The sequence below is a fragment of the Micromonospora sp. NPDC049044 genome, from assembly GCF_040649215.1.
Taxonomy (GTDB): Bacteria; Actinomycetota; Actinomycetes; order Mycobacteriales; family Micromonosporaceae; genus Micromonospora.
On sequence record NZ_JBEZFA010000014.1, the window covers coordinates 149961 to 173900 of the forward strand.

General features: G+C 71.8%; 23 protein-coding genes. 10 read left to right on the top strand and 13 right to left on the bottom strand.

Translation table 11 applies throughout. The features are described from left to right. Positions 1–131: 131 nt before the first annotated feature. Positions 132–1088 carry a helix-turn-helix domain-containing protein gene (locus tag AB0B85_RS14700; protein ID WP_357407309.1) on the top strand — a complete coding sequence of 319 codons (957 nt, stop codon included), beginning with the start codon at positions 132–134 and terminating at the stop codon, positions 1086–1088. A gap of 28 nt (positions 1089–1116) precedes the next feature. Beyond that, positions 1117–1764: a DJ-1/PfpI family protein gene (locus AB0B85_RS14705; protein WP_357407311.1), complete on the top strand. Its 648-nt coding sequence runs from the start codon at positions 1117–1119 to the stop codon at positions 1762–1764. 21 nt (positions 1765–1785) lie between these two features. On the opposite strand, the gene AB0B85_RS14710 is transcribed toward AB0B85_RS14705, so the two are convergent. From AB0B85_RS14710 to AB0B85_RS14720, 3 genes are all read right to left on the bottom strand, one after another. Next, positions 1786–2379 (bottom strand): nucleotidyltransferase family protein, encoded by a 594-nt coding sequence (locus tag AB0B85_RS14710; RefSeq protein WP_357407313.1) that lies wholly within the window; start codon positions 2377–2379, stop codon positions 1786–1788. Positions 2380–2596: 217 nt separating this feature from the next. Continuing rightward, complete coding sequence (locus tag AB0B85_RS14715; protein WP_357407315.1) at positions 2597–3088, bottom strand: hypothetical protein; 492 nt, start codon at positions 3086–3088, stop codon at positions 2597–2599. A 122-nt stretch (positions 3089–3210) separates the two neighbouring features. Beyond that, entirely contained in the window at positions 3211–4920 is a 1710-nt protein-coding gene (locus tag AB0B85_RS14720; protein ID WP_357407363.1) for a bifunctional 3'-5' exonuclease/DNA polymerase, read from the bottom strand. Positions 4921–5040: 120 nt separating this feature from the next. Between AB0B85_RS14720 and AB0B85_RS14725 the strand changes: the two genes are divergently transcribed. Together AB0B85_RS14725 and AB0B85_RS14730 are read left to right on the top strand one after the other, a co-directional pair. Continuing rightward, positions 5041–6783, top strand: coding sequence for an ABC transporter ATP-binding protein (locus AB0B85_RS14725; protein ID WP_357407316.1), 1743 nt, complete (start codon positions 5041–5043; stop codon positions 6781–6783). Between the two features lie 50 nt (positions 6784–6833). Then, positions 6834–8531 (top strand): ABC transporter ATP-binding protein, encoded by a 1698-nt coding sequence (locus tag AB0B85_RS14730; protein ID WP_357407365.1) that lies wholly within the window; start codon positions 6834–6836, stop codon positions 8529–8531. A gap of 4 nt (positions 8532–8535) precedes the next feature. Here the strand turns inward: AB0B85_RS14730 and AB0B85_RS14735 are convergent, their stop codons facing one another. From AB0B85_RS14735 to AB0B85_RS14755, 5 genes are read right to left on the bottom strand one after another with little or no spacing between them, the layout of a single operon-like run. Then, the gene (locus AB0B85_RS14735) at positions 8536–9468 is read right to left on the bottom strand and encodes a carbohydrate ABC transporter permease (protein ID WP_357407318.1); all 933 of its coding nucleotides are present in this window, start codon (positions 9466–9468) and stop codon (positions 8536–8538) included. Further along, positions 9468–10376, bottom strand: a complete 909-nt coding sequence (locus AB0B85_RS14740; protein WP_357407320.1) for a sugar ABC transporter permease — start codon at positions 10374–10376, stop codon at positions 9468–9470. Before AB0B85_RS14740 ends, AB0B85_RS14735 begins: the two co-directional genes overlap by 1 nt. Positions 10377–10394: 18 nt before the next feature. After that, positions 10395–11831, bottom strand: a complete 1437-nt coding sequence (gene ngcE, locus AB0B85_RS14745; protein ID WP_357407322.1) for an N-acetylglucosamine/diacetylchitobiose ABC transporter substrate-binding protein — start codon at positions 11829–11831, stop codon at positions 10395–10397. 26 nt (positions 11832–11857) lie between these two features. Continuing rightward, positions 11858–12607, bottom strand: coding sequence for an SIS domain-containing protein (locus tag AB0B85_RS14750; protein ID WP_357407324.1), 750 nt, complete (start codon positions 12605–12607; stop codon positions 11858–11860). After that, on the bottom strand, positions 12604–13566 hold the full coding sequence (locus tag AB0B85_RS14755; protein WP_357407326.1) for a MurR/RpiR family transcriptional regulator: 963 nt from the start codon (positions 13564–13566) through the stop codon (positions 12604–12606). The genes AB0B85_RS14750 and AB0B85_RS14755 overlap by 4 nt, the downstream gene beginning before the upstream one ends. A gap of 203 nt (positions 13567–13769) precedes the next feature. On the opposite strand from AB0B85_RS14755, the gene AB0B85_RS14760 reads away from it, so the two are divergent. After that, entirely contained in the window at positions 13770–14756 is a 987-nt protein-coding gene (locus AB0B85_RS14760; RefSeq protein ID WP_357407328.1) for a BadF/BadG/BcrA/BcrD ATPase family protein, read from the top strand. 66 nt (positions 14757–14822) lie between these two features. On the opposite strand, the gene AB0B85_RS14765 is transcribed toward AB0B85_RS14760, so the two are convergent. From AB0B85_RS14765 to AB0B85_RS14775, 3 genes are read right to left on the bottom strand one after another with little or no spacing between them, the layout of a single operon-like run. Beyond that, on the bottom strand, positions 14823–15257 hold the full coding sequence (locus tag AB0B85_RS14765) for an SRPBCC domain-containing protein (protein ID WP_357407330.1): 435 nt from the start codon (positions 15255–15257) through the stop codon (positions 14823–14825). Next, positions 15250–15588, bottom strand: coding sequence for a metalloregulator ArsR/SmtB family transcription factor (locus AB0B85_RS14770; RefSeq protein WP_357407332.1), 339 nt, complete (start codon positions 15586–15588; stop codon positions 15250–15252). The genes AB0B85_RS14765 and AB0B85_RS14770 overlap by 8 nt, the downstream gene beginning before the upstream one ends. Beyond that, positions 15581–15955 (bottom strand): glyoxalase superfamily protein, encoded by a 375-nt coding sequence (locus tag AB0B85_RS14775; protein WP_357407334.1) that lies wholly within the window; start codon positions 15953–15955, stop codon positions 15581–15583. Before AB0B85_RS14775 ends, AB0B85_RS14770 begins: the two co-directional genes overlap by 8 nt. A gap of 437 nt (positions 15956–16392) precedes the next feature. Here AB0B85_RS14775 and AB0B85_RS14780 point away from each other — a divergent pair, with 437 nt between their 5' ends. After that, a complete protein-coding gene (locus tag AB0B85_RS14780; RefSeq protein WP_357407336.1) occupies positions 16393–17403 on the top strand; it encodes a hypothetical protein in 1011 nt (336 codons plus the stop codon). A gap of 62 nt (positions 17404–17465) precedes the next feature. Here AB0B85_RS14780 and AB0B85_RS14785 read toward each other — a convergent pair whose 3' ends face one another. After that, a complete protein-coding gene (locus tag AB0B85_RS14785; RefSeq protein WP_357407337.1) occupies positions 17466–18149 on the bottom strand; it encodes a Tat pathway signal sequence domain protein in 684 nt (227 codons plus the stop codon). Between the two features lie 423 nt (positions 18150–18572). On the opposite strand from AB0B85_RS14785, the gene AB0B85_RS14790 reads away from it, so the two are divergent. From AB0B85_RS14790 to AB0B85_RS14800, 3 genes are all read left to right on the top strand, one after another. Further along, a complete protein-coding gene (locus tag AB0B85_RS14790; protein ID WP_357407339.1) occupies positions 18573–19337 on the top strand; it encodes a TetR/AcrR family transcriptional regulator in 765 nt (254 codons plus the stop codon). 185 nt (positions 19338–19522) lie between these two features. Further along, complete coding sequence (locus tag AB0B85_RS14795) at positions 19523–20152, top strand: DUF6230 family protein (RefSeq protein ID WP_357407341.1); 630 nt, start codon at positions 19523–19525, stop codon at positions 20150–20152. 1 nt (position 20153) lies between these two features. Next, on the top strand, positions 20154–20663 hold the full coding sequence (locus tag AB0B85_RS14800) for a DUF6114 domain-containing protein (protein WP_357407343.1): 510 nt from the start codon (positions 20154–20156) through the stop codon (positions 20661–20663). 1 nt (position 20664) lies between these two features. Here the strand turns inward: AB0B85_RS14800 and murD are convergent, their stop codons facing one another. Further along, the gene (gene murD / locus AB0B85_RS14805) at positions 20665–22011 is read right to left on the bottom strand and encodes a UDP-N-acetylmuramoyl-L-alanine--D-glutamate ligase (protein WP_357407345.1); all 1347 of its coding nucleotides are present in this window, start codon (positions 22009–22011) and stop codon (positions 20665–20667) included. A gap of 81 nt (positions 22012–22092) precedes the next feature. Here murD and AB0B85_RS14810 point away from each other — a divergent pair, with 81 nt between their 5' ends. Next, positions 22093–23442, top strand: a complete 1350-nt coding sequence (locus AB0B85_RS14810) for a hypothetical protein (protein ID WP_357407347.1) — start codon at positions 22093–22095, stop codon at positions 23440–23442. The last annotated feature ends 498 nt before the right edge of the window (positions 23443–23940 follow it).

The window sequence follows — 23940 nt, forward strand, 5'->3', positions numbered from 1 at the left end:
TCCCACGAAGGTGACCGACGGTCACCGCCGGGTTAGGACGCTTCAACCCGGACCGGGGCGTCCACCGCCGTGTCACTTTCCGTGGCAACGGCGTCATGGCGCCACGATGGCTGCGTCGGCAGACTCGGGGCATGGTTGAGCACGTCACAGTTGTCGCCTTCCCGGGCATGCAGTCCCTCGACGTGACCGGGCCGTGGGAGGTCCTGACGGGGGCGAACCGGTACCGGGCGGCGCACGGTGAGCGCCCCGCGTACGACCTGAGGCTGGCGGGCAGGCAGGGCGCTGTCGCGTCCGAAAGCGGCCTCGTGATGGTGGCCGACGCGCTGGCAGAGCCCGTCAGCTCCGGCACCCTCGTCGTGCCCGGCGGCGCTGCGGCGGCGGCCGAGGACGAACACGCCGACCTCGTCGCCTGGCTGCGGCGGTGCCGCCCCACCCGGTTGTTGTCGATCTGCTCGGGGGCGTTCCTGTGCGCGCGGGCCGGGTTGCTGGGCGGTCGCAGGGTGACCACCCACTGGTCGCTGTCCAGGGCCCTCGGTCGGCGGTTCTGCGACCTCACCGTCGACCACGACGCCCTCTACGTGCACGACGGCCCGGTCTGGACCTCGGGTGGGGTCACGGCAGGAATCGATCTGGCACTTGCCGTCGTAGCGGCCGACCACGGGGCACGAGTCGCCCAGGAGATCGCCCGCTGGCTGGTGATGTTCCTGCACCGGCCCGGCCAGCAGGCGCAGTTCTCCGGCCCGGTGTGGTTGGAACGCGCCACAGAGAAGCGGATCGCCGCCGTTCAGCGGGTTCTCGACGCCGATCCGGCCGCGACACATCGGGTCGACGACCTTGCCGCGCGGTTCGCCATGTCACCCCGGCACTTTCAGCGGCTCTTCGCCCGGGAGACGGGACTCACCGTCGGGCGCTACCTCGCCGAACTGCGCCTGGAGGCGGCCAAACGCCTGCTGGTGCAGTCCGACCTGGGTCTCGACGCCGTGGCGGCCAGGGCGGGATTCGGATCCGCCGAGTCGCTGCGGCGGATTTTCGGCGATCGGCTCGGCACCACCCCTGGCGCTTTTCGCGAACGCTTCTCGACCCGCTGACCGCAACCCACCCGAGTAGGAGCCTCTGTTGACCCAGGTCGTCATCCCGCTGTACGAGCGTTTCACCGCGCTGGACGTCATCGGCGTCTACCAGCCGTTGGCCCTCACTCCGGGCATCGAGGTGACCCTGGTCGCCGAACTCCCCGGCCCCGTCCGGGACGACTGCGGAGCGGCCTCACTGGTGGCCGAGTCCGGGTTCGACGACGTGATGGCGACCGACGTTCTCGTCGTCCCGGGAGGACCGGGGACCGTCCAGGCCCTGGCCGGACCACTACCGGGCTGGATCAGGCGGATCCACGAGACGACGACGTTCACCACCTCCGTCTGTTCCGGCTCGATTCTCCTCGGCGCGGCCGGGCTGCTGCGGGGGCGGCGCGCGACGAGTCACTACCGGGTGGCGCGGGAGTTGAGCCGCTTCGGCGCCGAGCCGACGAACCAGCGGGTCGTCGAAGAACTGGACGCACGGATCATCACCGCGGCCGGCGTGTCGAGCGGCATCGACATGGGGCTGAGACTCGTCGAACTCCTGACCGACCGGACGACCGCGCGGGCCGTTCAGCTCTGGATGGAGTACGACCCACAACCGCCGTTCGACAGCGGCCATCCCGACCGGGCCAGCCAGGAGGTGACCGCCCGAGCGGCGGCGTACGAGAGCGCGGCCCGGGTGGCGCGGTGACCTGCTGGTCGCCGACGCCTGCTACACCTCGACGCGCTGCGGCGGGACGGTGAGCCCGTAGAGCTCCATCAGCGCCGGGGTGTCGACCCGACTGCCGTCGGCCACCGAGTCGCAGGCGATGTCGACGATCTGGTCCTTGTGTGCCAGCAGGTACGGTCGGGCACCCACGTCGGCGCTGGCCAGGGTGGCGATGCCGGACCAGTGCCGACGACCGAAGAGCATCGGGTAGCCGCGCAGCCCGTCGTAGGTGGCGCAGACCAGCACGTCGGGGTACGGCAGCGCGGCCACCCGACGGACCGCCACGGCGGTCAGCCCCGGCATGTCGACCGGGACCACCACCACCGCCTCGATCCCCTCGTCGTCCATTGCCGCGAGGCCGGCCCGGATGGAGGAGCCGACCCCGGTGCCCCATGCCTTGTTGATGACGACGGTGACGCCGCCCAGGTCGGCGGTCTCCCGGACCTGCTCGGCGGCGGCACCCAGCACGACCACGATCTGCTCGCAGCCCGCCTCGGTCATCGTGTCGATCATCTGGTTGACCAGTGGCTTCTCGCCCTGGTGCAGCAGCGCCTCGGGACCACCGATCCGTCGTCCCCCGCCTGCGGCGATGATCATTCCTGCGATCCCGTTCAGCTGTGCCCCCTCACGCATGGGAGCGACCGCTACCGATCCGCCCCCTCCTACGGACACTGCAACGAGGACGGCCGGCCGGGAGTAGCGGGGCGAAAAGGAGAAATAGCACAACCGTTACACGCCCGGCGGCTCCCCTCAGAGCGGTCGGGCGAGGATGCGTCGTGGACCGGCGGGAGTCCCGGCGGCCGTCGAGCGGCGGTCAGCCCACCTGGGGAGACAGCGCGACCGCCGTGCCACCCCACCGCAGGGACACCCGTCGGGCCATCCAGCCGACGCCGCGGGCGGTGAGCGCGTACAGCACGACCGGGGCGAGGACGAGCAGCGCGGCGACTGCCGCGACAAGCGGCACGTACCCGGTGGGCACCTGCGTGGCGATCGCCCCGGCCACCGCGTACCCGGCGGCCAGCACGACCGCGACGGGCGCGGCCACCGCCACCACCCGACCGGTCCCCCGCCGCCGGCTGGCCAGCTCCGCGACCGCCACCGAGGGCAGGAAGAGCAGTGGTACCAGGGCCACGCCGAGCACGGCGGCGATCAACACGAGCATCGGCCCGGCCAGTGGGCCGCCCACCTCGGAACCGGTGGCCAACGTGTAGGCCAGCAGCCCGAGGTAGCCCACTATCGCCTCGGCGACGAAGACCAACCAGGCGACGACAATGCCAGCCAGGTGACGGGCGATTCCGGCAACCACGGCGCACCTCCCCCGTTGCGACGACGACTATCCGACGCCAGCGGTGAGGCTAACCGAGTCGGCCCCCTCGGCGAGGTTCCACCCCACGCGGCCCACCCCGACGACCTGCGCAACCGCGCGGGTCAGGCCGCGTCGGCGTAACACTCCACGATGGACAGATCCAGCGGGAACCGGACCGGCGTCACACCGAACAGCAATGCGGAGGCCTGCTCGCCGCACCGGCTGACGGCCTCGGCGACCGCCTCCGCCTGCGCGGCGGGCGCATGCACGACCACCTCGTCGTGCTGGAAGAAGACCAGCTGCGCGTCGCTGCCGGCCAACTCCGTGCGCAGCGTGGCAAGCAAGGTGGCGGCCCACTCGGCGGCGGTCGCCTGGATGACGAAGTTGCGGGTGAACCGGCCCCGGGATCGCGCGGCACGAGCCCGGGGACCGTGTGGGTCAGCCGCCCCGTCCGGATCGGAGGGCGCGTCGTCGGGATCACCGAACCCCACCGAACCGGGCGGGCACGTCCGCCCCAACCACGACCGCACCAGCCCACCCGCCTCGCCGGTGCGCGCCGCCGCCTCGACGTAACCGAACGCCGTCGGGTAGCTGCGCTTCAGCACCGCCAACGCGGGCACCGCCGCGCCGCCGGTCTGCCCGTACATCGCGCCGAGCAGGGCCACCTTGGCCTTGGCCCGGTCGCCGCCGAACGAGTCGCGGGCCAGCGCGGCATAGAGGTCGCCGGCTCCGCCGGCCGCCGCCAGCCGCGCGTCGCCGGACACCGCCGCCAGCACCCGCGGCTCCAACTGGCCGGCGTCGGCGACCACCAACCGCCAGCCCGGATCGGCCACCACCGCCCGGCGGATCACCTTCGGGATCTGCAAGGCGCCACCGCCGCGGGTCGCCCAGCGGCCGGAAACCACACCGGCCGGCACGTACTCCGGCCGGAACCGCCCGTCGCGCACCCACTGATCGAGCCAGGACCAGCCGTGCGCCGTCCAGATCCGGTAGAGCTCCTTGTATTCCAACAGCAGCGGCACCGCCGGATGGTCGACCCCGCGCAGCACCCAGGCCCGGGTGTTGGGCAGCTCCACCCCGGCCCGGGCGAAGGCCTTCAGCAGCTCCGCCGGGGACTCGGCGTGCAGGTGGCGGACGCCGAACGCGTCGGCGATCCGGGCGGCCAGCTCGGCGAGCCGGCGGGGCGGGCCACCGACCGGGGACGCCTCGCCGAGCAACTCGTGCAGGATCTCGTCGTGCACGTCGGCACGCCACGGCAACCCGGCGGCACCCATCTCCACAGCGATCAGCGCGCCCGCCGACTCGGCGGCCACCAGCAACCGGAACCGGCCGGGGTGCTCGGTCGCGGCGATGCGGGCGAGCTGGTCGGCGTACACCCGGGTCAGTGCCTCGATGCCCGGGCCCGGCGGGCCGGGCACCGTGTCGAAGAGCGCGCCCTGGCCGTGCCCGGGAGGTGCGGCGGCGCGCGGCGCCGGGTCGGGCGGCACCGGCGCGCCGGTCAACCGGGCCCAGGCCGCGGCCAGCGAGCGGGGCTCACCCCAGCGGCCCGCCTGCCCGAGCAGCAACGCCTCGGTCAACTCCACGTCGTGACACCTGTCGACCCGGACGCCGGCGCGCAGCAGCGGCGGGTAGGCGGAAGTGGCGGTGGACCAGACCCACCGCGGGTGCTTGGCGGCCTCGCGGGCGGCGACCGCGGCGGCCAGGTCGACGACGACCTCGGCCGGGCCGGTCGGGCGCCCGTCGGCAGCCAGCGGGCACAGCACGCCCCCACCCCGCTCGTCGGACACCACCGCCACCAGCACGAACGTGATTCTGCCTCCCCCTCCCGACAGAAACGGAGGCGCACCTCACCGGAAATGGGTCGGTCGGGCGGCGGAGCTGCTCGGTAGCGTGGTCAGGTGCCCCCGCAAATCCCCCATTCCGATCCTGGCACCCCCGACACGCGGGGTCCGATGCGATACCTGTGGTGGCTGGTCCGTTGCCAACCGTGGCGGGTGCTGCGCGGCAGCCTGTTCGGGACGGCCTGGATGGTCGGGCTGTCGGCGCGGCCCTACCTGATCTACCGAGCCGTCGACGACGGGCTGCGCGCCGGGGACACCCGCGCCCTGGCGCTCTGGATCGCGACGATCATCGTCGCGGGAGTGGGCCTGTCCTACCTCGGCATCATGCGGCACCGCACGATGACCTTCATCCGGGAGGACGCCAAGGCGCGCTCGGCGGAGGTGCTGCTGCGCCACCTGTCCCGGATCGGCGCGGTGCTGCCGCGCCGGGTCGGCGCGGGCGAGGTGTCCACAATCGGCGGCTCCGACATCGACTGGGCCGCACAGGTGCTGACGCTTACCGGACCGGGCGTCGGCGCGATCGTGGCGTACGGGATCATCGCCGTGGTGCTCTGGTCGATCTCCCCGCTGCTGGCGCTCTGCGTGCTGCTGGGAGTGCCGGCGGTCGGCCTGGTCGTCGGCCCGCTGCTGCGCCGGCTGGAACGGGCCGAGTCGGTCTATCGCGGGCAGCAGGGCGCGCTCACGGCCCGCTCCGGCGACATCGTGGCGGGGCTGCGGGTGCTCGCCGGGGTGGGCGGCCGGGACCTGTTCGCCCGGCGGTACGCGGCCAGGTCCCAGGCCCTGCGCGCCGAGGGTTACCGGGTCGGCGCGGTGAACAGCTGGATCGACGCGGCGACAGTCGCCATCCCCGGGTTGTTCCTGGCCGCCGTGGTGTGGCTGACGGCTCGGATGGCGGTGACAGGTGCCGTCACGATCGGCGAGCTGGTCGCCGTCTACGGCTACGTGGCGACTCTGATCGTGCCGGTCTGGTTCCTGCTGGAGGGCAGCCACCAGCTGATCCGGGGGAGGGTCGCCGCCCGACGGATCGCCGACCTGCTCAACGTGACAGCGGACGAGGTCGGTGGCCCGGGTCGGCGATGGTCGGGCCCGGTGCCCGACCCCCGCCAGCGCGACGCCCGCCAGCCGGGGGCCCTGGCCGCACCGGCCGGCCCCGCCGACCTGCACGACCCGGAGACCGGCCTGACCGTGCCCGCCGGCCGGCTGACCGGGGTGGCCGCCGACGACCCGGCCGCGGCCGTGGCGCTCGCCGACCGGCTCGGCCGCTACGTCGTCAGCGACACCACCTGGGGTGGCGTGCCGTTGGCCAGGGTCGCCCTGGACGAGGTCCGCGCCCGGATCGTGGTCGCCGACCACGACTCGTACCTCTTTGCCGGGACCCTGCGGGACGTGCTGTGCCCCGGGGGCGACGATCGCCGGATCCGGGCAGCCCTGCATGCCGCCTCGGCGGACGACATCGTCGACGCCCTGCCCGCCGGGCTGGACACCCCGCTGGACGCCCGGGCCCGGACCCTCTCCGGCGGTCAGCGCCAACGGGTGCGCCTGGCCCGGGCGCTGCTCAGCGAGCCGGAGGTGCTGATCCTCGTCGACCCGACCTCGGCGGTGGACGCGCACACCGAGGCGCGGATCGCCGAACGGTTACGCGTCGCCCGGGCCGGACGGACGACAGTGGTGATCGCCACGTCGCCGCTGCTGCTCGGCCGGGCCGACCTGGTGGCACACCTGGGCGCCGGCCGGAGCATCACCACCGGCAGCCACGCCGACCTGCTGGATTCCGACGCCGGCTACCGGCACCTGGTGGCCCGGGGCGATGCGGATCTCGACCAGCCCGCCGACACCGAGGAGGTCTACCGGTGAGCCGGCTGCCGGTGGCCGACCGGCGCACCGTACGGCGCGCCCTGCGGAACATGATCAGCCGGCACCGCCGGGCCGTCGGCGTCGTGCTGGCGCTGCACGGCGCGGCAGCGATCGCCGGCCTGGCCCCGCCGTGGCTGCTGGGCACCATCGTCGACCGCGTCACCGCGGGCGCCGGAGTGGCCACAGTGGACCGGCTGGCGCTGGCCATCGCCGGTTGTGTCCTGGTCAGCGCGCTGCTCTCCCGCTACGCCCAGTACGCCGGCCACCGCTTCGGTGAACGGGCCGTCGCCGAGCTGCGGGAGGAGTTCGTCTCCCGGACCCTCGGCCTGCCGGTCTCGGTCGTCGAGCGCGCCGGCTCCGGCGACCTGGCCACCCGCAGCTCGGTCGACGTCTCGACGGTCGGGACCACGGTGCGCGACGTGGTGCCCACCATCGTCATCGCCACGGTTCAGTTGATCTTGCTGTTCGGGGCGGTTTTCCTGCTGCATCCGCTGCTCGGTCTGGCGGCGCTGGCCGGGCTCCCGTCGATCGTGGCGGTCACCCGCTGGTACCTGCGGCGAGCCAGTCCCGCCTACCTCACCGAGGGCGCGGCGGCGGCCGAGTTGACCGAGACGCTCACCACCACCGCCGAGGGCGCCCGCACGGTGGAGGCGCTGCGGCTGACCGACGACCGGATCCGGCACGGCACCACCCGGATCACCCGGGTGTGGCAGGCCCGCCGGGCGACCCTGGCGCTGCGTACGGTGTTCTTCTCGGTAGTCGAGGCCAGCTACCCGCTGCCGATCGCAGTGGTGCTGCTCGTCGGCGGCTACCTGCTCTCCCGGGATCTGGTCACCCTCGGCGCGGTGGTCGCCGCCGCGCTCTACCTGCAACAGGCGATCGATCCGTTGGACCGGCTGTTGCAGTGGACGGAGCAGGCGCAGCGCGGTTTCGCGTCGTACGCCCGGGTGCTCGGCGTCGGCATGGTCCCGCCGGAGCCACCCGGGCAGCCGGCCACGTCGCGGGGCGAACGGGTGGTCGTCCGCGGGGCGCGGTTCTCCTACTCCGGCGGGCCGGACGTGCTGCACGGCATCGACCTGGAGGTGCAGCCGGGTGAACGGCTGGCCGTCGTCGGTCCGTCGGGCGCCGGCAAGTCCACCCTGGCCCGGTTGCTGGCCGGGATCGACGCTCCCCGCCACGGCGTGGTCAGCATCGGCGGTTGCCCGGTCACCGACCTCGACCCCGCCGAGCGTCGACGGCGCATCGCCCTTGTCACCCAGGAACACCACGTCTTCATCGGCTCGGTGCGCGACAACCTCTCCTTCGCCGCGCCCGACGCGTCGGACGAGCAGATGCGCGCCGCGCTGGCGACAGTGGGCGCCGACTGGTACGCCGAGCTGCCCGACGGGCTCGACACGCAGCTCGGCGACGGGGCCCGGCAGCTCGGCGCGGCCGAGGCACAGCAGCTCGCGCTGGCCCGGCTGGTGCTCGCCGACCCGCACACGCTGATCCTCGACGAGGCGACCGCCGCGCTCGACCCGAGCACCGCGCGCCGTACCGAACGGGCGCTGGCCGCGGTGCTGGTCGGACGGACCGTCATCGCCATCGCGCACCGGCTCAACACCGCGCACGACGCCGACCGGGTCGCCGTGCTGGCCGACGGGCGGATCACCGAGATCGGCAGCCACGACGACCTCGTGGCCGCCGACGGGGCGTACGCGGACCTGTGGCGCTCCTGGCACAGTCAGGCCGACGAGCGCCCGAGGTGACTGCCTACTTGACGGCGCCGGCGGTGAGGCCGGCCTGGATCTGGCGTTGGAAGACCGCGTACACGACGATCATCGGGAGGATGGCGATTGTCAGTGCGGCGAACAGTCCAGACCAGTCCGCCTGGTAGCCGGCGTTCACCGAGATGTTCGCGATGCCCTGGGTGAGCACCCACTTGTCCTCGTAGCCGCTGGGCAGCAGCACCAGCGGCAACTGGTACTGCGCCCACTGACCGATGATGTTGAAGATCGCCACGCTGATCAGGCCCGGCTTCGCCATCGGCATCATCACCTGGAAGAACAGCCGGGTGTGCCCGCAGCCGTCGATCATCCCCGCCTCGGCGACCGACGTCGGCAGCGTCTTGAAGAACGCGGCCAGGAAGAACACGGTGAACGGCAACGAGTACGCGGTGTAGACCAGCACCAGCCCGGTGTGGGTGCCCAACAGGCCCAGGTTCTGCACCACGAAGAAGAGCGGCACCAGGGCGAGGAAGACCGGGAAGGCCAACCCGGAGACGAACAGGTAGTAGATCGCCCGGTTCCCGATGAACTTGTACCGGGCCAGCACGTACGCGGCCATCGAGCCGAACAGCATGGTGCAGAAGGTGCTCGCCCCGACCACCAGCACGCTGTTGAGGAAGTACCTGCCGACGTGCGCCTTGGTCCAGGCCCGGCCGAAGTTCTCCCAGCGCAGTTCGGCCGGTAGCGTCCACGGGCTGCTGAAGATCTCGCTGGTGTTCTTGAACGCGGCCAGGAAGGTCCACAGGATCGGCACGATGACGATCACGGCCCACGCGGCGAGGGCCAGGTGACCGAGGCCGGCGAAGAGGCGTACCTCGGATCGGGGACCCCTGCCCCGGCGGCCGCCGGCGGCCTTCGGACCCGTGCTCGGCGGGGGCGGTGTGGCCGCCGTCGGCGGCAGCGTCGTCTGCGCGTCCATCAGTACTCCACGCTTTCCCGCTTGGTGAGCCGCAGCGTCAGCGCCGCGAACGTGAGGGTGAGGAAGAAGAGCGCCACACCCATCGCCGAGGCGTAGCCGTACTTCTGGTACGTGAACGCGTTGCGGTAGATCTCCACGGCGAGCACGGTGGTGGCGCCGTCCGGGCCACCCTGGTCGATGGAGAGCACCGCCACGACGGCGAACGCGTCGAACGCCGCGATGCCCAGATACACCCAGGCCACCTGGAGGGTGTCCCAGAGCAGCGGCAGGGTGACCCGGAAGAACAGGGTCACCCTGCTCGCCCCGTCCATCTCCGCGGCCTCGTAGATCTCACCGGGAATGGAGGCCATCCCGGCCGAGAAGAGCACCACGTAGAAGCCGACGGCCTGCCAGACCAGCACCCCGATGATCGACCAGAGCGCCAGGTTCGGCCGGATCAGGAACAGCACCGGGTCCAGCCCGATCTTCATCAGCACGCCGTTGATCAGGCCGGACTCGTCCGGCCGGTACACCGTCTGGAACAGCACCGCGATGATGGCCACCGCCAGGACCTGGGGGAAGAAGAACACCACCCGGTAGAACCTCGACCCCCAGACCCCCTGGCGTTGCCCGCCGCTGGCCTTGCCGCCCACATTGAGCAGGAAGGCGAAGAACAGCGCGATGGCGATGGTGATCAGCGGCAGGGCAAGCAGCAGTACGCCGTGGTGCTGGACCGCCTTCCAGAAGGTGCCGTCGTCGAGCAGCCTCCGGTAGTTGTCGAAGCCCACCCACCGCGGGGCCGACAGGCCCCGCCAGTTGGTCATCGAGATCTGGAACGCCTGCGCGTACGGCGCGATCACGAAGGTCACGTACAGCGCGACCGGGACGATCAGGAACCCGATCACGAATGGATACTTGCCGTGCCGCATGACCCTAGCTCCGATCGATCAGCGCTTGAACTTGGTGACGGAGCTGTCCTTCTTGATCGCGTCGGCCTTCTTCTGGATCCGCTCCACGAAGGCGTCCGCGTTGATCCGGCCGAACATCAGCTCGTTGGTGGCGGTCCGCGCCTCCGTGTCGAGCTCCTTGTACCAACCGTCGAAGTACAGGTTGAACACGTCCTGGCCGGCCGCCTTGAGCGCGGCCTGCGAGCTGGCCACACCGGGCGGGAAGGAGAAGCCCTCAGAGCCGGCGGTGACCACGGTCGGGGCCTTGACCACCTCGGTGAAGCCCTTCGCGCCCTCCTTCGACAGCATCTGGCGCATGTACTCCAGGCCGCCCTTGGGGTTCTTGCTCTTCGCCGAGACGAAGTAACCCTCACCCGCGGTGGCCCGCAGCGCGGTGGCCGGCAGCTTGTCCGAGGAGGACATGCTCGGCACCGGCATGAGCTGGTAGTCGAAGCCGGGCGGGGTGTCCTGCTTCTGCTCGCCCTCCAGCCAGTCGCCGCTGGGGTACAGGGCGACCTTGTACTGGTTCTGCCGCAGCTGCACGTCGGTGTGCTTGAGGCCCTCGAAGCTCTTGTCGCTGAACTTCGCCCCGACCTCGGCCCACGCCGTGGCCGCCTGCTTGATGGCGTCCTGCTTCCAGGCGCCGTCCTCCAGGTTGTCGATGTTCTTCAGCACGTCCGTGCCGCCGATCTTGGCGGCGTGGGTGAGGATCACGTTCCACTGGTAGTACGCCGCGTTCGCCCCGGCGTAGCCGTACGGGGTGATGCCCTTGGCCTTGATCGAGGTGAGCAGGGCGATGAAGTCGTCCCACGTCTTCGCCGGTGCCCAGCCGTTGTCCTTGAACAGCTTGCCGGAGTACCAGATACCGAAGACGGTGGAGACGTAGTACAGGACGAACGGCTTGCCGTTGAACGAGCCCGCCTCGATGGTGCCGGGCACCACCGTGTCGCGGACCTTCTTGGCCGGGTCGTCCACCGACGGGGCGTCCCACAGCTCGGTGAGGTCCTGCAGCTGACCGTCGGCGACCAACGCACCGAAGTCCATCAGCTTCTCGCCCGAGTTGTTCACGAACTCCGGCGGGTTGCCGGAGGCGAACCGCGGCTGGAGCACCGTGGAGACGGCCTGGGTGGCCTGGTGCTTGACCTCCGCCTTGGGGAACGCCTTCTTGTACAGCGGCTCGTGCACGTCGGTGGCGTACTTCTCGCCGTAACCGCCGTTGAAGATGACCACCTCGATCGCGGCGTCCTCCTTGACGCCCAGCGGGTTCTTCTCGCTCTTGGTGCCACCGGCGACCTGCTCGTTCTCCTTGTCGCCGCCGCTTGTCGCGCAGGCGCTGAGCAGGCCGATGGCCGGGGTGGCGAGCATGCCCACGGCGGCGGCGCGACGCAGCACCGTGCGACGGTCGAGCGCGGCCGGGTGTTCGGGGGTATTCGACATCGTCGTCTCTCCTTGGGGAATTCGGGTCAGGCGGTACGCCGGAGACGCCCGGCGTACCGCGACTCGAGGGCGATGTTGTGCTCGTCCCCGCCGGGGACGTTGGCGGAGAGGTAGATAGGGGGCACCTCTCCGGCCTGGTGGAACCGTCGTACGACCTCCGCGGTCAGCAGCTGCGCCAGCAGCGCCGTGGTGACCGAGGAGACCGCACAGACCGCGCCGCCGCCCTCGAGCGGCAGCAGTGCATCGCCGTACGGCGCGCCGTTGTCCAGCACGACGTCGGCGAGGTCGGCGAGCCGCTGACCGGACGGGTGTCGTGGCGCGACCCGTGCGGTGTGCTCGGCCGAGGTGACCGCGATCAACGGATGACCGCGCTCGGTGACCAGCGCCGCCAGCTCGACCACCGAGCCGTTGATGCCGGATTGGGAGGCCACCACGAACACGTCCCGCGGCTGGGGCGCCGCGAGCGCGTAGATCTGGTGGGCGATGGAGGGGTCGCGTTCCAGCTTCGGGTCGGCGAGCACGTCGCGCGGCGCGTCACCGTGCAGCACCAGGTCCCGCACCGAGAGCCGGTTGGTGGGGACCAGCCCGCCGGCCCGGGCCACCAGCTCGGCGGCGAACGCCTCGGAGTGCCCGGCGCCGAACGCCTGGAGCACGCCGCCGTCGCGCAGGCTGTCGGCGATCAGGTCGGCGGCCCGGGTGATGCCGTCGGATTCCGAGTCGAGCAGCCGGTCGAGCACCGGGCGGACGGCGTCCGCGTACCCCTGGGCGCTGATCATGCGAGGGCTCCCTTCGCCGCCTTGTGGCCGTCGACGGCCTGCGCGGTCCGTCGGAAGGCCGCGTGGGCGCGGTCGTGCGTGCGTTGGGCGACGGCGATGTAGAGCAGGTCCAGCACCACCAGTTGGGGGTGCCGGGCGGAGAGCGCGTCCGGTCGGAAGGTGGTGGCCTGGCTGGCCGTGAGCAGCACGATGTCGGCCAGTTCGGCCAACGGTGAGCGGGGGAAGCCGGTGAGCGCGAGCGTGGTGGCGCCCCGGCTGCCCGCCTCGGCGAGCATCTCGATCGTCTCCCGGGTCTGGCCGGTGTGCGAGATGCCGAGCGCGACGTCGCCGACGCCGAGCAGCGCGGCGCTGGCCAGCCCCTCGTGCACGTCGCTCCAGGCCCAGGCTGCCACCCCGATGCGGTGCAGGCTGAACTGCATCTCCTCGCCGACGAGGGCGCTGCCGCTGGCCCCGAAGATGTTCACCCGGTTGGCGCCGGCGATCGCCACCGCGGCGCGTTCCACCTCGCCGAGGTCGAGCAGCGCGGCGGTGTCGTGCATCGCCCGGGTGTCGGCGGCCATGATCTGGTCGAGCACCCGTCCGAGCGGGTCGCTCGGCTGGATCTCGCGGCCGATGTCGACGGTCCAGCCGGCCGAGCGGGCCCGACCGGTCTCGGCGGCGATGCCCAGCCGCAGGTCGGCGTACCCCTCGAAGCCCATCGCCCGGCAGAAGCGGGTGATGGTCGCCGGTGAGGTGCCGCTGCGCTCGGCCAGCTCGACGATTGTGGATCGGGCCGCGGCCTCCGGGTCGCTGAGGACATGCTCGGCGACGCGGCGTAGCGCGCCGGTCAGTTCGCCGAGACTGTTGCGGACCCGGGCCAACACCCCGTCGGACGTCGATCCGAGGGCGTTTCGCCGGTCGATCGCGTCGGCGTCGACCACCGCGGTCCCCGCAGCGGTGTCCACCTCATGATCAACCATCGACGCCTCGCATTTTCGAAGGACTGTTAACTGATAGTGGTAAAATTTCTTACTGAACGACCGTCTATGTCAAGACCGTGGGCGAAGTTTTCAAACTGTTACCTGGCGCACGTCCCTCCGCGCCGCCTCGAAGTTGCCCCGCGCGGCCGCGCCGACCAGCATGAACAGGCCCAGAACCGCGCAGCGCAAGGAGGCCCGTGCCGATGTCCGACACCGTCGTGGTCGGTCTCGATGTCGGGGGTACGTCCACCCGGGCGACCGCCCTGACCCTCGCCGGCGAACGCCTCGGCACCGGCCGAGCCGGCGGCGGCAACCCCACCAGCCACGGCGCCGAACGGGCCGCCGCCGAACTGTTGACCGCGCTCCGCGAGGCGCTCGCCGACGTCGACCCGGCCCGGGTGGTCGCCGGCACCATCGGGCTGGCCGGGGCGGGCCGGCTGCTCGCCGACCCCGCCGGCCGGGCCGCCTTCGACCGGGCCTGGCACGACGCCGGCCTGCGCTGCCCGTACGCGGTGCACGGCGACGCCCTGGTCGCCTACGCCTCCGGCACCGCCGAGCCCGACGGGACGGTGCTCATCGCCGGCACCGGCGCGATCACCGCGCAGGTCGTCGACCTGCGCCTCGACCGGATCGCCGACGGCCACGGCTGGCTGCTCGGCGACGCCGGGTCGGGGTTCTGGCTCGGCCGAGAGGCCGTCCGCCGCCTCCTGGCCGACCTGGACGCCGCCCGCACCCCCGGCACACTGACCACGGCCGTCCTCACCGCACTGACCGGCAGCGCCGAGGTCGCCTCCCGGCCCCGCGACACCGTGGACGCCACGATCCAGGCGGTCACCCGCCGCCCGCCGATCGAGCTGGCCCGGCTGGCGCCGCTGGTCGTCACCGCCGCCGTCGACGGCGAACCCGTCGCCACCTCGCTGATCGCCGAGGCCGCAGGGCACCTGGCCGAGAGCGTGAGCCGGATCCGGCCGGCCGGGGCACGAACCCCGCTCGTCCTCGGCGGCGGTCTGCTCACCGGCGACACCCCGCTGGGCGCCGCGGTCCGCACCGAGGTCACCCGTCACTGGCCCGACGCGCCACTGCGTTCCGCGGGGGACGGCGCGGCGGCGGCCGCCTGGCTCGCCGCCCGCGACCTACCCCAGCTCACCGACCCGGCGGCCCTGCACGCGCGCCTCTTCCCCACGACCTGACCCCCCGCCCGGTACGCCCCCGCACCCGCCGCCGGTTCATTACCGCGTGGCGGTACCGGGGGCTGATCAGGTGGGGATCGTGTCGAGGGTCTCGGTGAGGCGGCGCCAGACGTGCGAGCGCCAGCCGCCGCCGAGCAGCGTGGCGGTGCGGCGCTGGAGCGGGTCGTCCGGATCGAAGCCCGCGTGTTCCAGGAAGAGCCGGGTGCCCCTCCCCTCGGCCACCAGCGTCCAGGTGACGACGGTGTCCAGCGTTCCGCCGCGCCAGGCCCAGCGCAGCAGGCGGTACGGGTCGAGGTCGAGCACCTCGCAGTGCACGACCCCGTCGAAGCCGTGCCCGGGGCGGGGGTCGGTACGCAGGGTGAACCGGTGCCCGACGACCGGTACGAAGTCGGTAGGCATCAGCCAGCGCCCGATCAGATCAGGATCGGTCAACGCCCGCCACACCTTCGCCGGTGGGTGCGGCAGGAACTGGTCCACCCGGATCGTGGTCTGCTCACTCATCGTCGACCTCGTCGACCTCGTCGACCTCGTCGAGCACGTCGCGCAGTGCGCCGAGCCGTCCCCGCCAGTACGCCTCGTACGGGCTCAGCCAGTCGGCGACCTGTCGCAGCGGCTCGGGGCGCAGCGCGTACAGCCGTTGCCGGCCGACCGGCCGCTCGACCACCAGGCCGGCGTCCTTGAGGACCCGCAGGTGCTCGGACAGGCTGGGCCGGCGCATGTCGAAGTGGTCGGCGAGGCGCTGCACCGGCTGCTGCCCTCCGTCGCGCAACAGCCGCAGCAGCTCCCGGCGGGTCGGGTTGGCCAGGGCGGCGAAGACGTCCGGTTCAGACACGGGTGGCCTGGAGGACGATGCCGTTGCCGTCCGGGTCGTGCAGCGTGGCATACCGGCCCCAGGGTGCGGACTGGATGTCGCTCTCGAACTCGACGCCCCGCTCCCGCAGGTGGGCGACGTCGGCGTCGAGGTCGTCGGTCTCCAGCACCATCCCCTTCAGCGAGCCGGGCGGCATCGTCGGAAACCAGGTGACCAGGGTCAGGGCGGTGGCGGCGCCCTTGGGCGCGACCTGCACCCAGCGCCCGCCGTCGGGGCCCATCGGGTTGTCCCAGACCAGGTCGAAGCCGAGGACGTCGACGTAGAAGTCGCGGGCCCGGTCCTGGTCGGTGACGGGTACAGAGACGAGTTGCACATGCGTGACTGTCATGCCGACCACAATAGGTAGGAGATTTCCTACCGGTCAAGCGTTCGCCGGCCCTCTGCGTGGGTCCATCGACGCACTGATCGGTATCGGACAACCTCGTGGCGCGTGATGGACGCGTACCCGACCGAGCCAGGCTCGGCGTCGACGACCGCGACCCGTCGGCGTACGCCATGACCGGCCGAGTCCGTCAGGGCTGGTCGGTCGGCGTCCGCATTGGCTGTGGGTTCGACCGCCGGCCGCCGCGGCAGTCGCGCGCCGCTCGTCGCGCGGGCCCGGCGGCGGTGATCGACTCGGGTTTCTCGAAGCCGGGGTATCCAAGCCCGATGGAGCCCCGGTATCAATGAAGCCGAGTCGATCACCTACCGAGCGGTGGGACTCCGACCGCCCGGGCTGACGGGTCGTGCGCTCGGGTCGTGCACGCCGGTCGGTACGATCCGACGGTGTCCGACCTCCCCGACCCGCCACGGCCGCGGCCGGTGCTCGTCGGGTCGGGTGTGCCGCTGCCCGCCGGGACCTCGGACACGTCAGCGCTGACCGACGGGATCGCGGGGTGGGCCGGTGCCGACCCGCTGCGCCGGCTGGTCGACCGTTTCGGCGGCAGGTGGCCGACCGGCGACCTCGCCGAAACGCTCGGGTTCCTCGACGACTTCTCCGCCACGCACTGGGACTTCCGGGGTGGCCGGGAGAGACCCGACGCGCGGGAGCCGGACCTCGATCAGGGCACCGTCGAGCTGGTACGCGCCACCGCCGCCGCGCTCGGGCTCGTCCGCCCCGTGCCACCGGCCCGGGCCGCGTACGCCCATCTGGTGGTGTTGGGCGGTCTGGCGCACGCCTGCCTGCGCCGCGTCGCGTACGCCGCGCACCTGCTCGACGGCGGGTTGACGGTGACCGGCGAGGTGGCGGTGCTGGGCAGCTTCCGCCCGCTCTCCGAGCGGGAACACCGGACCTTGACCGAGGCGGGGGTGCCCGGCTGCGTGACCGAGGTGGACGTCCTGGACGCGGCGGTCCGGATGGCGTTCGGCGTGCGCGCCCCGGCCGTCGAGGACGGGGTCGACGCGGATCACCCGCACCGTTCCTGGTCGTCACGCACGTATCTGCCGGCCGGCCTGCCACCGGTGCGGGTGCTCGCCGCGCCCTCCAGCGAACCGCACCGGCGGCGTGCCCACACCGCCGACACCCAGCGATTCTGGGCCGGGCACGTCCGGCTCGCCCTCGACGACGAGGTGCTGCTGGTGACCGCGCCGATCTACGTGCCGTTCCAGCACTGCGACGCGCTGCGCACCCTGGCCGTGCCGTACGGCTGCGGGATCGACACGGTGGGAGTGGACCCCGGCCTGGTCGATCTGGCCCGGCTGCCGGAGCCGACGCTGACCCCCGGCCGCTACCTGCAGGAGATCCGCTCGGCGATCCGGTCGATGCGCGCCCTGCACCGCGAGCTGACCACCCGCTGACCGGCTCGCCGCGCGGGGCCGGCGCACGGCTCGTCGCCGCGCACCGGCCCCGCGGACCGTTGTCAGTTCACGTAGACGGCGGCGTTGCCCTTGGTGCTGTCGCGCACTGGCGAGTAGGTCGCCGAGAAGTACGCGGTGTTGAAGCAGAGGGACGGGCCGGAGAACTTGGTGAACGGCTGGTTGGTGAAGGTGATCGAGTTGCTGGCGTTGGCCGCAGTGCCGGTGAGGCTGTTGGTGCTGGTCCGGTAGACGCAGTTGATCGTGCCGAGCAGCGAGTTCAGCACGACGGTGCTCTGGACCGGCGCCGCCGTGGTGCCGGAGATCGTGACGACGCCGGCACTGGTGACGGAGGTGGTGTACGGCAGGTTGTTGAGGGCGATGCTCTGCACCCCGGTGGTGCCGAACACGTTGGTGGTGCAGGTGCCGAAGCTCTGGGCGGTGAGACTCTCGGTGGCGGTGCCCGGGGCGATCGGGTTGGTCAGCACCTTGGCGCTGAAGCTGGACGCGGCGCACTTGATCCCGGTGGTGCCGGAGGTGGAGTTGTAGAAGGTGGCGTTGGTGCCGGTCTTGAGGCTGGCCTGGATGACGTCGTTGACGGCGACGGCCGTGCCGCCGGCCGTGGGGTAGGTCAGCACGTTGCCGGCGAGGGCTGCCGACGGGTCGGCGGAGGCCGGCGTGGCGGCGACGAGACCGGTCAGCAGTGCGAGGGCCACGAGGCCCCCACCGATTCTTCCGTACTTGAGCATGGTTCTTCCTTCCGGCGGTGGGACGGGAATGAGCGGACCGCACAGGCGGTCACCGCCGGGCGGGGCGCCCGGGCGGCGGTCAGGTACGTCCACAGTGGACGTTGATGGAGCCGGACGGTCGTCGGGACCGGGCGGCGGTGGCGGCGGAGTGCCGGACGGCGGTCAGGGCCGGCCGGCGGCCGGTGGGGGCGTTCAGTGGGCGGGCCAGCGTGGCGCACCGCGACGGAGTCGCCTCACCTGCGCCTTCTCGGCCTTGGGAGGGTGCTCGTGTTCGGCGATAATGACAGCCATCGAGCCCTCCTTCGACGAGTCAGGGCGGCCATCCGGGGAGATCACCATAGGTAACTGGACACCAACGGAGCGTGAAGAAAGTTATAAACCCCGGAGGGTCGCAAAGTCAACGCATCAAAAGAGGTCAATGAGTTGACCACGCAGAGCCACCCGCACCCAGCGTCGGTACCCCTCCCTGGCGCGCGTCCCGGTCGCGACCCCGACCGCGCGATCAAGCGCGGCCCGCGCCGGGTCTCCGCCGAGACGGTGGCCGCGACCCAGCGCGACCGCCTCTTCGACGGGCTCGTGCACGAGGTGGCGACGAAGGGCTACGACAACGCCCGGGTCAGCGACATCTGCCACGCCGCCGGGGTGACGCGCCCGGCCTTCTACGCCCTCTTCACCGGCAAGGAGGACGCCTTCCTCGCCGCGTACCGACACGGCATCGCAGTGGTGTCCCAGCTGATGGACAGCGCCTACAGCGAGGCCGGCCCGGCCTGGCCGGACAGCGCCCGCGCGGCACTACGCACCCTGCTGGAGGTGCTGGCGAGCGTGCCCGCGTTCGCCCGGATGGCGCTCGTCGAGGTGGACGCCGCCGGCCCGGACGCCCGCCGGGAACGGGACGCGCTGCTCGGCAGCTTCCGCCGGTTCTTCGCCGACGCCGGTCCCGGACCGGAGGTCACCGGTGTGGACCGCGACGCACTTGTGTCCACAGTGGTTGGTGGCGTCTACGCCACCATTCGCGGGCGCGTGGCGCAGGGCCGGGCGGCGGAGCTGCCGCACCTCCTGCCGGTGCTCACCTACGCCGCCACCGCGCCGTTCCTCGGCACCGAGGGCGCGGCTCGGGCGACCCGCCCGATCCGCCCGGACGACGGCCCGAGCACTACCGCGCCGTGCGTGCCGACGCCCCACTCCTGACCCCCCGGTCGGAAACCGCAGCGGTTTTTCACTTTGGCCGCATTTGACAAATGCCGCGCAACTGGCTGCTACACGCTGTTGACCCAACATTTACTCGGCGGTAACTTCGGCTCTGCGCCTAGATAAGCAGCATCCCGGGTCGCAATTCCCATTGTCGCTGATAAATGATCTCTAAGGAGAGCGCCATGTCGGAGGAGACCGCAGAAATCGAACCCGGCCCACCGCGGAGCGGTGTGCGCTGGCGCCGGTTCGCCGCCGCGTTCGGCACCGTCGCCGCGGGCGCCGCCGGCATGATCATGCTGACCGCCCAGGGCGTGCTGGCCGCGCAGTTCGCCATCTCGGGCATGCCGTTCACCGTCACCGCCGACAAGCTCACCGGCACCGGGTTCGAGCAGTTCGCCACCCTCGACCACATGATCGAGAACAGCCCCAACGAGGGCGACACCGGCGGGCAGGTCCTGGTGATGGTCTCGGCGATCGACAAGGCGGAGCTGACCAACCTGTGCCAGAGCATCAACCTGGGCGGCGTCTTCCTGAAGATCACTGCCGGCAACGGCGACAAACCGGTCAGCGCCCGGACCCTGGTGGTCGACGGTGACGAGATCGCCGGCAACGCCGCCTTCAAGAACATCGACATCGGCCAGGATGCCAGCACCCTGGACAAGGTGCCCGGCGTGAAGGGCAACCCCGGCGTCTTCTCCCAGCAGGCGGACTCGATCGTCATCGAAAACCTGCGGCAGAACAACTACGCCACCACGGCCGCCGTCTTCAACCTGCCCAACCTGCGCATGGCGTTCACCCAAGACGGATGCTGACGTGAGCGCGAAACGACACCAGGCTGCGCCGGCCGTCCGCGGATCCCGCGGGCGGTGGCGCCGCTGGCGGCGGGGCCGCCCCTTCACCGCCGCTGTGCTGATCGCCCTCGGCGGCGCGGAGATGCTGGTGACCCTGCGCGCGCCGCTCGGGGTGCTGCTGCACGTCGGGCCGCAAGGGCTCGCCGCGTACCTGGTACCCACCGTCCTGGTGCTCTGCGGGGTGCTGCTGATCGCCAACCCGCAACAGAGGGTCTTCTACTCACTTGTCACGCTGGTGCTCGGGCTGGTCTCCTGGCTGACCTCGAACCTGGGCGGTTTCGTGATCGGGATGCTGCTGGCCCTGCTCGGTGGGGCACTCGCATTCGCCTGGACCCCGAACAAGGACCGCCGCCCACCGGTCGTCGCGGCGCAGCCCGACCCACCGGAGCCGAGCGAGTCCCGGAACGACGCCGACACCGTGCTGCTGCCCGGCGTGCAGGCGCCGGACCCGACCCCGGCCGACCGGGGCTGACTCAGCCGGCGGTGTCGGCGACGGCCTGGGCGAAGACCTCGGAGCGGTGCTCGAAGTTGCGGAACCGGCCGTAGCTGGGCGCGGCCGGCGACAACAGCACCACCCCACCGACCGGGGTCACCTCCCGGGACAGCCGGACCGCGTCCACCAGGTCGTCGACCAGCTCGGTCCGCACCTTCGGCAGGCCGTCGAGCGCCTCGACGATGCGGGCGCCACTGTCCGGAATGCCGATCACGGTGAGCTCCCGTTCGGCCAGGTGCTCGGCCAACGGGGTGTAGTCCAGTCCCCTGTCGTTGCCGCCGACGATCACCGTCAACGGTCGCCCCTCGTACGCGTCGATGGCGTGCATGGCCGCGTACGGGCTGGTGGCCAGGGTGTCGTCGACGAAGGTCAGCCCGGACGGGTCGGTGATCTCGGTGAGCCGGTGGGCCAGCCCCTGGAATTCGGCTACCGCGACGGCGAGGTGGTCCTTCTCGGCCACCACGTCGATGCCGAGCGCGGCGAGCACGGCGAGCGCGACGCACAGGTTGCCCTCGTTGTGCCGGCCCACCAACGGCAGCACCGCGCGCGGGAAGAGCGGCTGGTCGCCGCTGTGGAACCACTGGGTGCCGTCGATGCCGGTGGCGACGTGCGTGGTGTCGGGACGGCCGGCCCGGACCGCTGGCAGCTCACCCAGCTCGGCGGCGAGCCGGGGGTCGCCGCCGTTGACCACTATCGTCTGCGGGTCGTGGGCGAGCAGGTTGAGCTTGTCCCGGTAGTACTCCCGTTCCCCGCCGTGTGCGTCCAGGTGTTCGGGGAAGAGGGCGGTGACCACCGCCACCCGGGGCGAGTCGGTGAGGTCGCTGCACTGGTAGCTGGACAGTTCCAGCACGTACAGCTCCGCCTCGGGCAGGTCCAGGGTCGGCACCCCGATGTTGCCGCCGAAGACGTTCGGCCGGCCGGTCGCGGTGAGCAGGTGACTGATCAGGCTGGAGGTGGTGCTCTTGCCCTTGCTGCCGGTGACCCCGACGGTGCGCGCGGCATGGTCGGCCATCCACAACGCGGTGCCCTGGGTCACCATGACCCCACGTCGGCGCAGCTCGACCAGCCACGGGTGGGTCTGCGGCACGCCCGGGGAGCGGACCACCACGTCCGCGTCGGCCAGCCGTTCGAAGCCCGCCTCGCCGGTGACCAGCGGCGCCGCCTCGGCCAGCGGGCCGTCCCAGGGCAGCGACAGGAAGTTCGCGCTGTCGTCGACGGCGACCAGCTCGGCCGGGCCGTGCGCGGCGATCGCTGTCACAGCGGCCCGACCCTCCCGGCCGGTGCCCCAGACGGCGACGGTACGTCCGCGCAGGTCAGACAGGCGCACGGGGCTCTCCTCGGGGTCACGGCGGCGGCAGGGCGGGCCCGGTCCGGACACGGCCGGACGAACCAGGGCCTAGTATGGCGTGTGCCCAACGAGCAGCTCCGGCGGATGGACGCCTTCACCTTCCCGTCCTACTCGATCGACTTCGCCACTGGCGAGGTGTTGTTCGACTACGCGCTGACCGGCAGTGGCGGCGAGCAGCGATTCACCGAGGTGATCACTCTTCCGCTGCCGGCGGAGCCACCCTCGGACGAGACGGTGGCGACCCTCAACCGGGTGCTGGAGGTGCTGCACCTCGTCGCCGGGGTCAGCTACTACAAGACCGCCGCGCCGCCCCGGCTCGTGCTGCCGGCGCCGCTGGGCGCGGCCACCGTCGACTACGTCACCGCCATCTACACCAAGGGCCTCGCCGAGTACGCGTACCGCAACCAGTTGCCGCACGTGCTTCAGTTGCGCCCGGAGGTGCCGGCCGGCTCACCGGACGCACCCCGCGTCTACGACGACTCCGATCGTCGTCCGCTCTCGGCGGTCGGCGGCGGCAAGGACTCGATCGTCAGCCTGGAGGCGCTACGCCAGGCCGGGTTGGACCCGGTGCCGTTCTCGGTAAACCCGAACCACGTGATCGTCGCGGTGAACGAGGCGTCCGGGCTGGTTCCGTTGGCCGCCCGTCGGCGGATCGACCCGGTGCTGTTCGACCTGAACGCGGCCGGCGCGCTCAACGGGCACATTCCGGTGACCGCGATCAACTCGCTGATCGCGGTGGCGACCGCGGTGCTGCACGGGCTGGGCCCGGTGGTGATGTCGAACGAGCGCTCGGCGTCCGACCCGAACCTGGTCTGGGACGGTCACGAGATCAACCACCAGTGGTCAAAGGGTGTCGAGGCGGAGGGGCTGCTGCGGGCGTCGCTGGCCGAGCACGCCGGCCTGACCGAACCGTACTTCTCGTTGCTGCGCTCGCTGTCCGAGCTGCACATCGCCCGACTGTTCGCCGAGTTCACCAGGTACGACGACGTGGTGACCAGCTGCAACGCAGCGTTCAAGCTGCGCGGCGCGACCGAGCGCTGGTGCCGTGACTGCCCGAAGTGCCGCTTCGTCTTCCTGGCCATGGCACCGTTCATGCCGCGCGAGCGGATCAGCCACATCTTCGGCGGGGACATGCTCGCCGACCCGGCGCAGATCCCCGGCTACCGCGAGTTGCTGGGCGTGGACGGGCACAAGCCGTTCGAGTGCGTGGGCGAGGTCGAGGAGTCGGTGGTGGCCCTCGGCCTGCTCGCCGAGCAGGACCAGTGGCGCGACGCCCCGGTGATCCAGGCCCTTGTCGACGCGGTGCCGGCGACGGCCTGGTCCGCGGTGGCCCACTCCGACGTCTTCACCCCCGGTGGCCCCAACCACATTCCCCCCGCCTACGCCAAGGCCCTGACTCCCCTCCTCTGACCCGGAAAGTAGACCTACCTCCCGGTCAGCGGCCCTGCGCGAGGCGACGCAGCCCGGGCCAAACCCCTACCCCCACCCCGCCCCAGCCCGGGGCGGGTGTCGCCGCCCAGCCCATCACGGGTGCCGGTGCACTACGGCATTCATCCAGCCCACGACGCGCGCCGCCGCCCCGGCGTCCATCCAGCCCGGGGCGGGTGTCGCCGCTCCAGCATCCACCCCGGGCCACGACGCGCGCCGCCGCCCCCGGCATCCACTCCGGCCCACGACGCATGTCGGTGCTCCTATGGAGCTGATGTCGTAGACGAATCGGGGCGTGGTCGACCTCGACAGCACCGATTCGTTTGCGACATCAGCTCCAAAGCGCGCTCGACCCACCTGCCCACCCAACCGCGCGGGCGGTCGCGGGGCTGTCTCGCTAACGGTGTTTCCGGCGATCTTGGTTAGTAGGTTTCAGCGGCTGGGAAGCGGTCGCTGAAGGTGATGGCGAAGGCGTTCAGG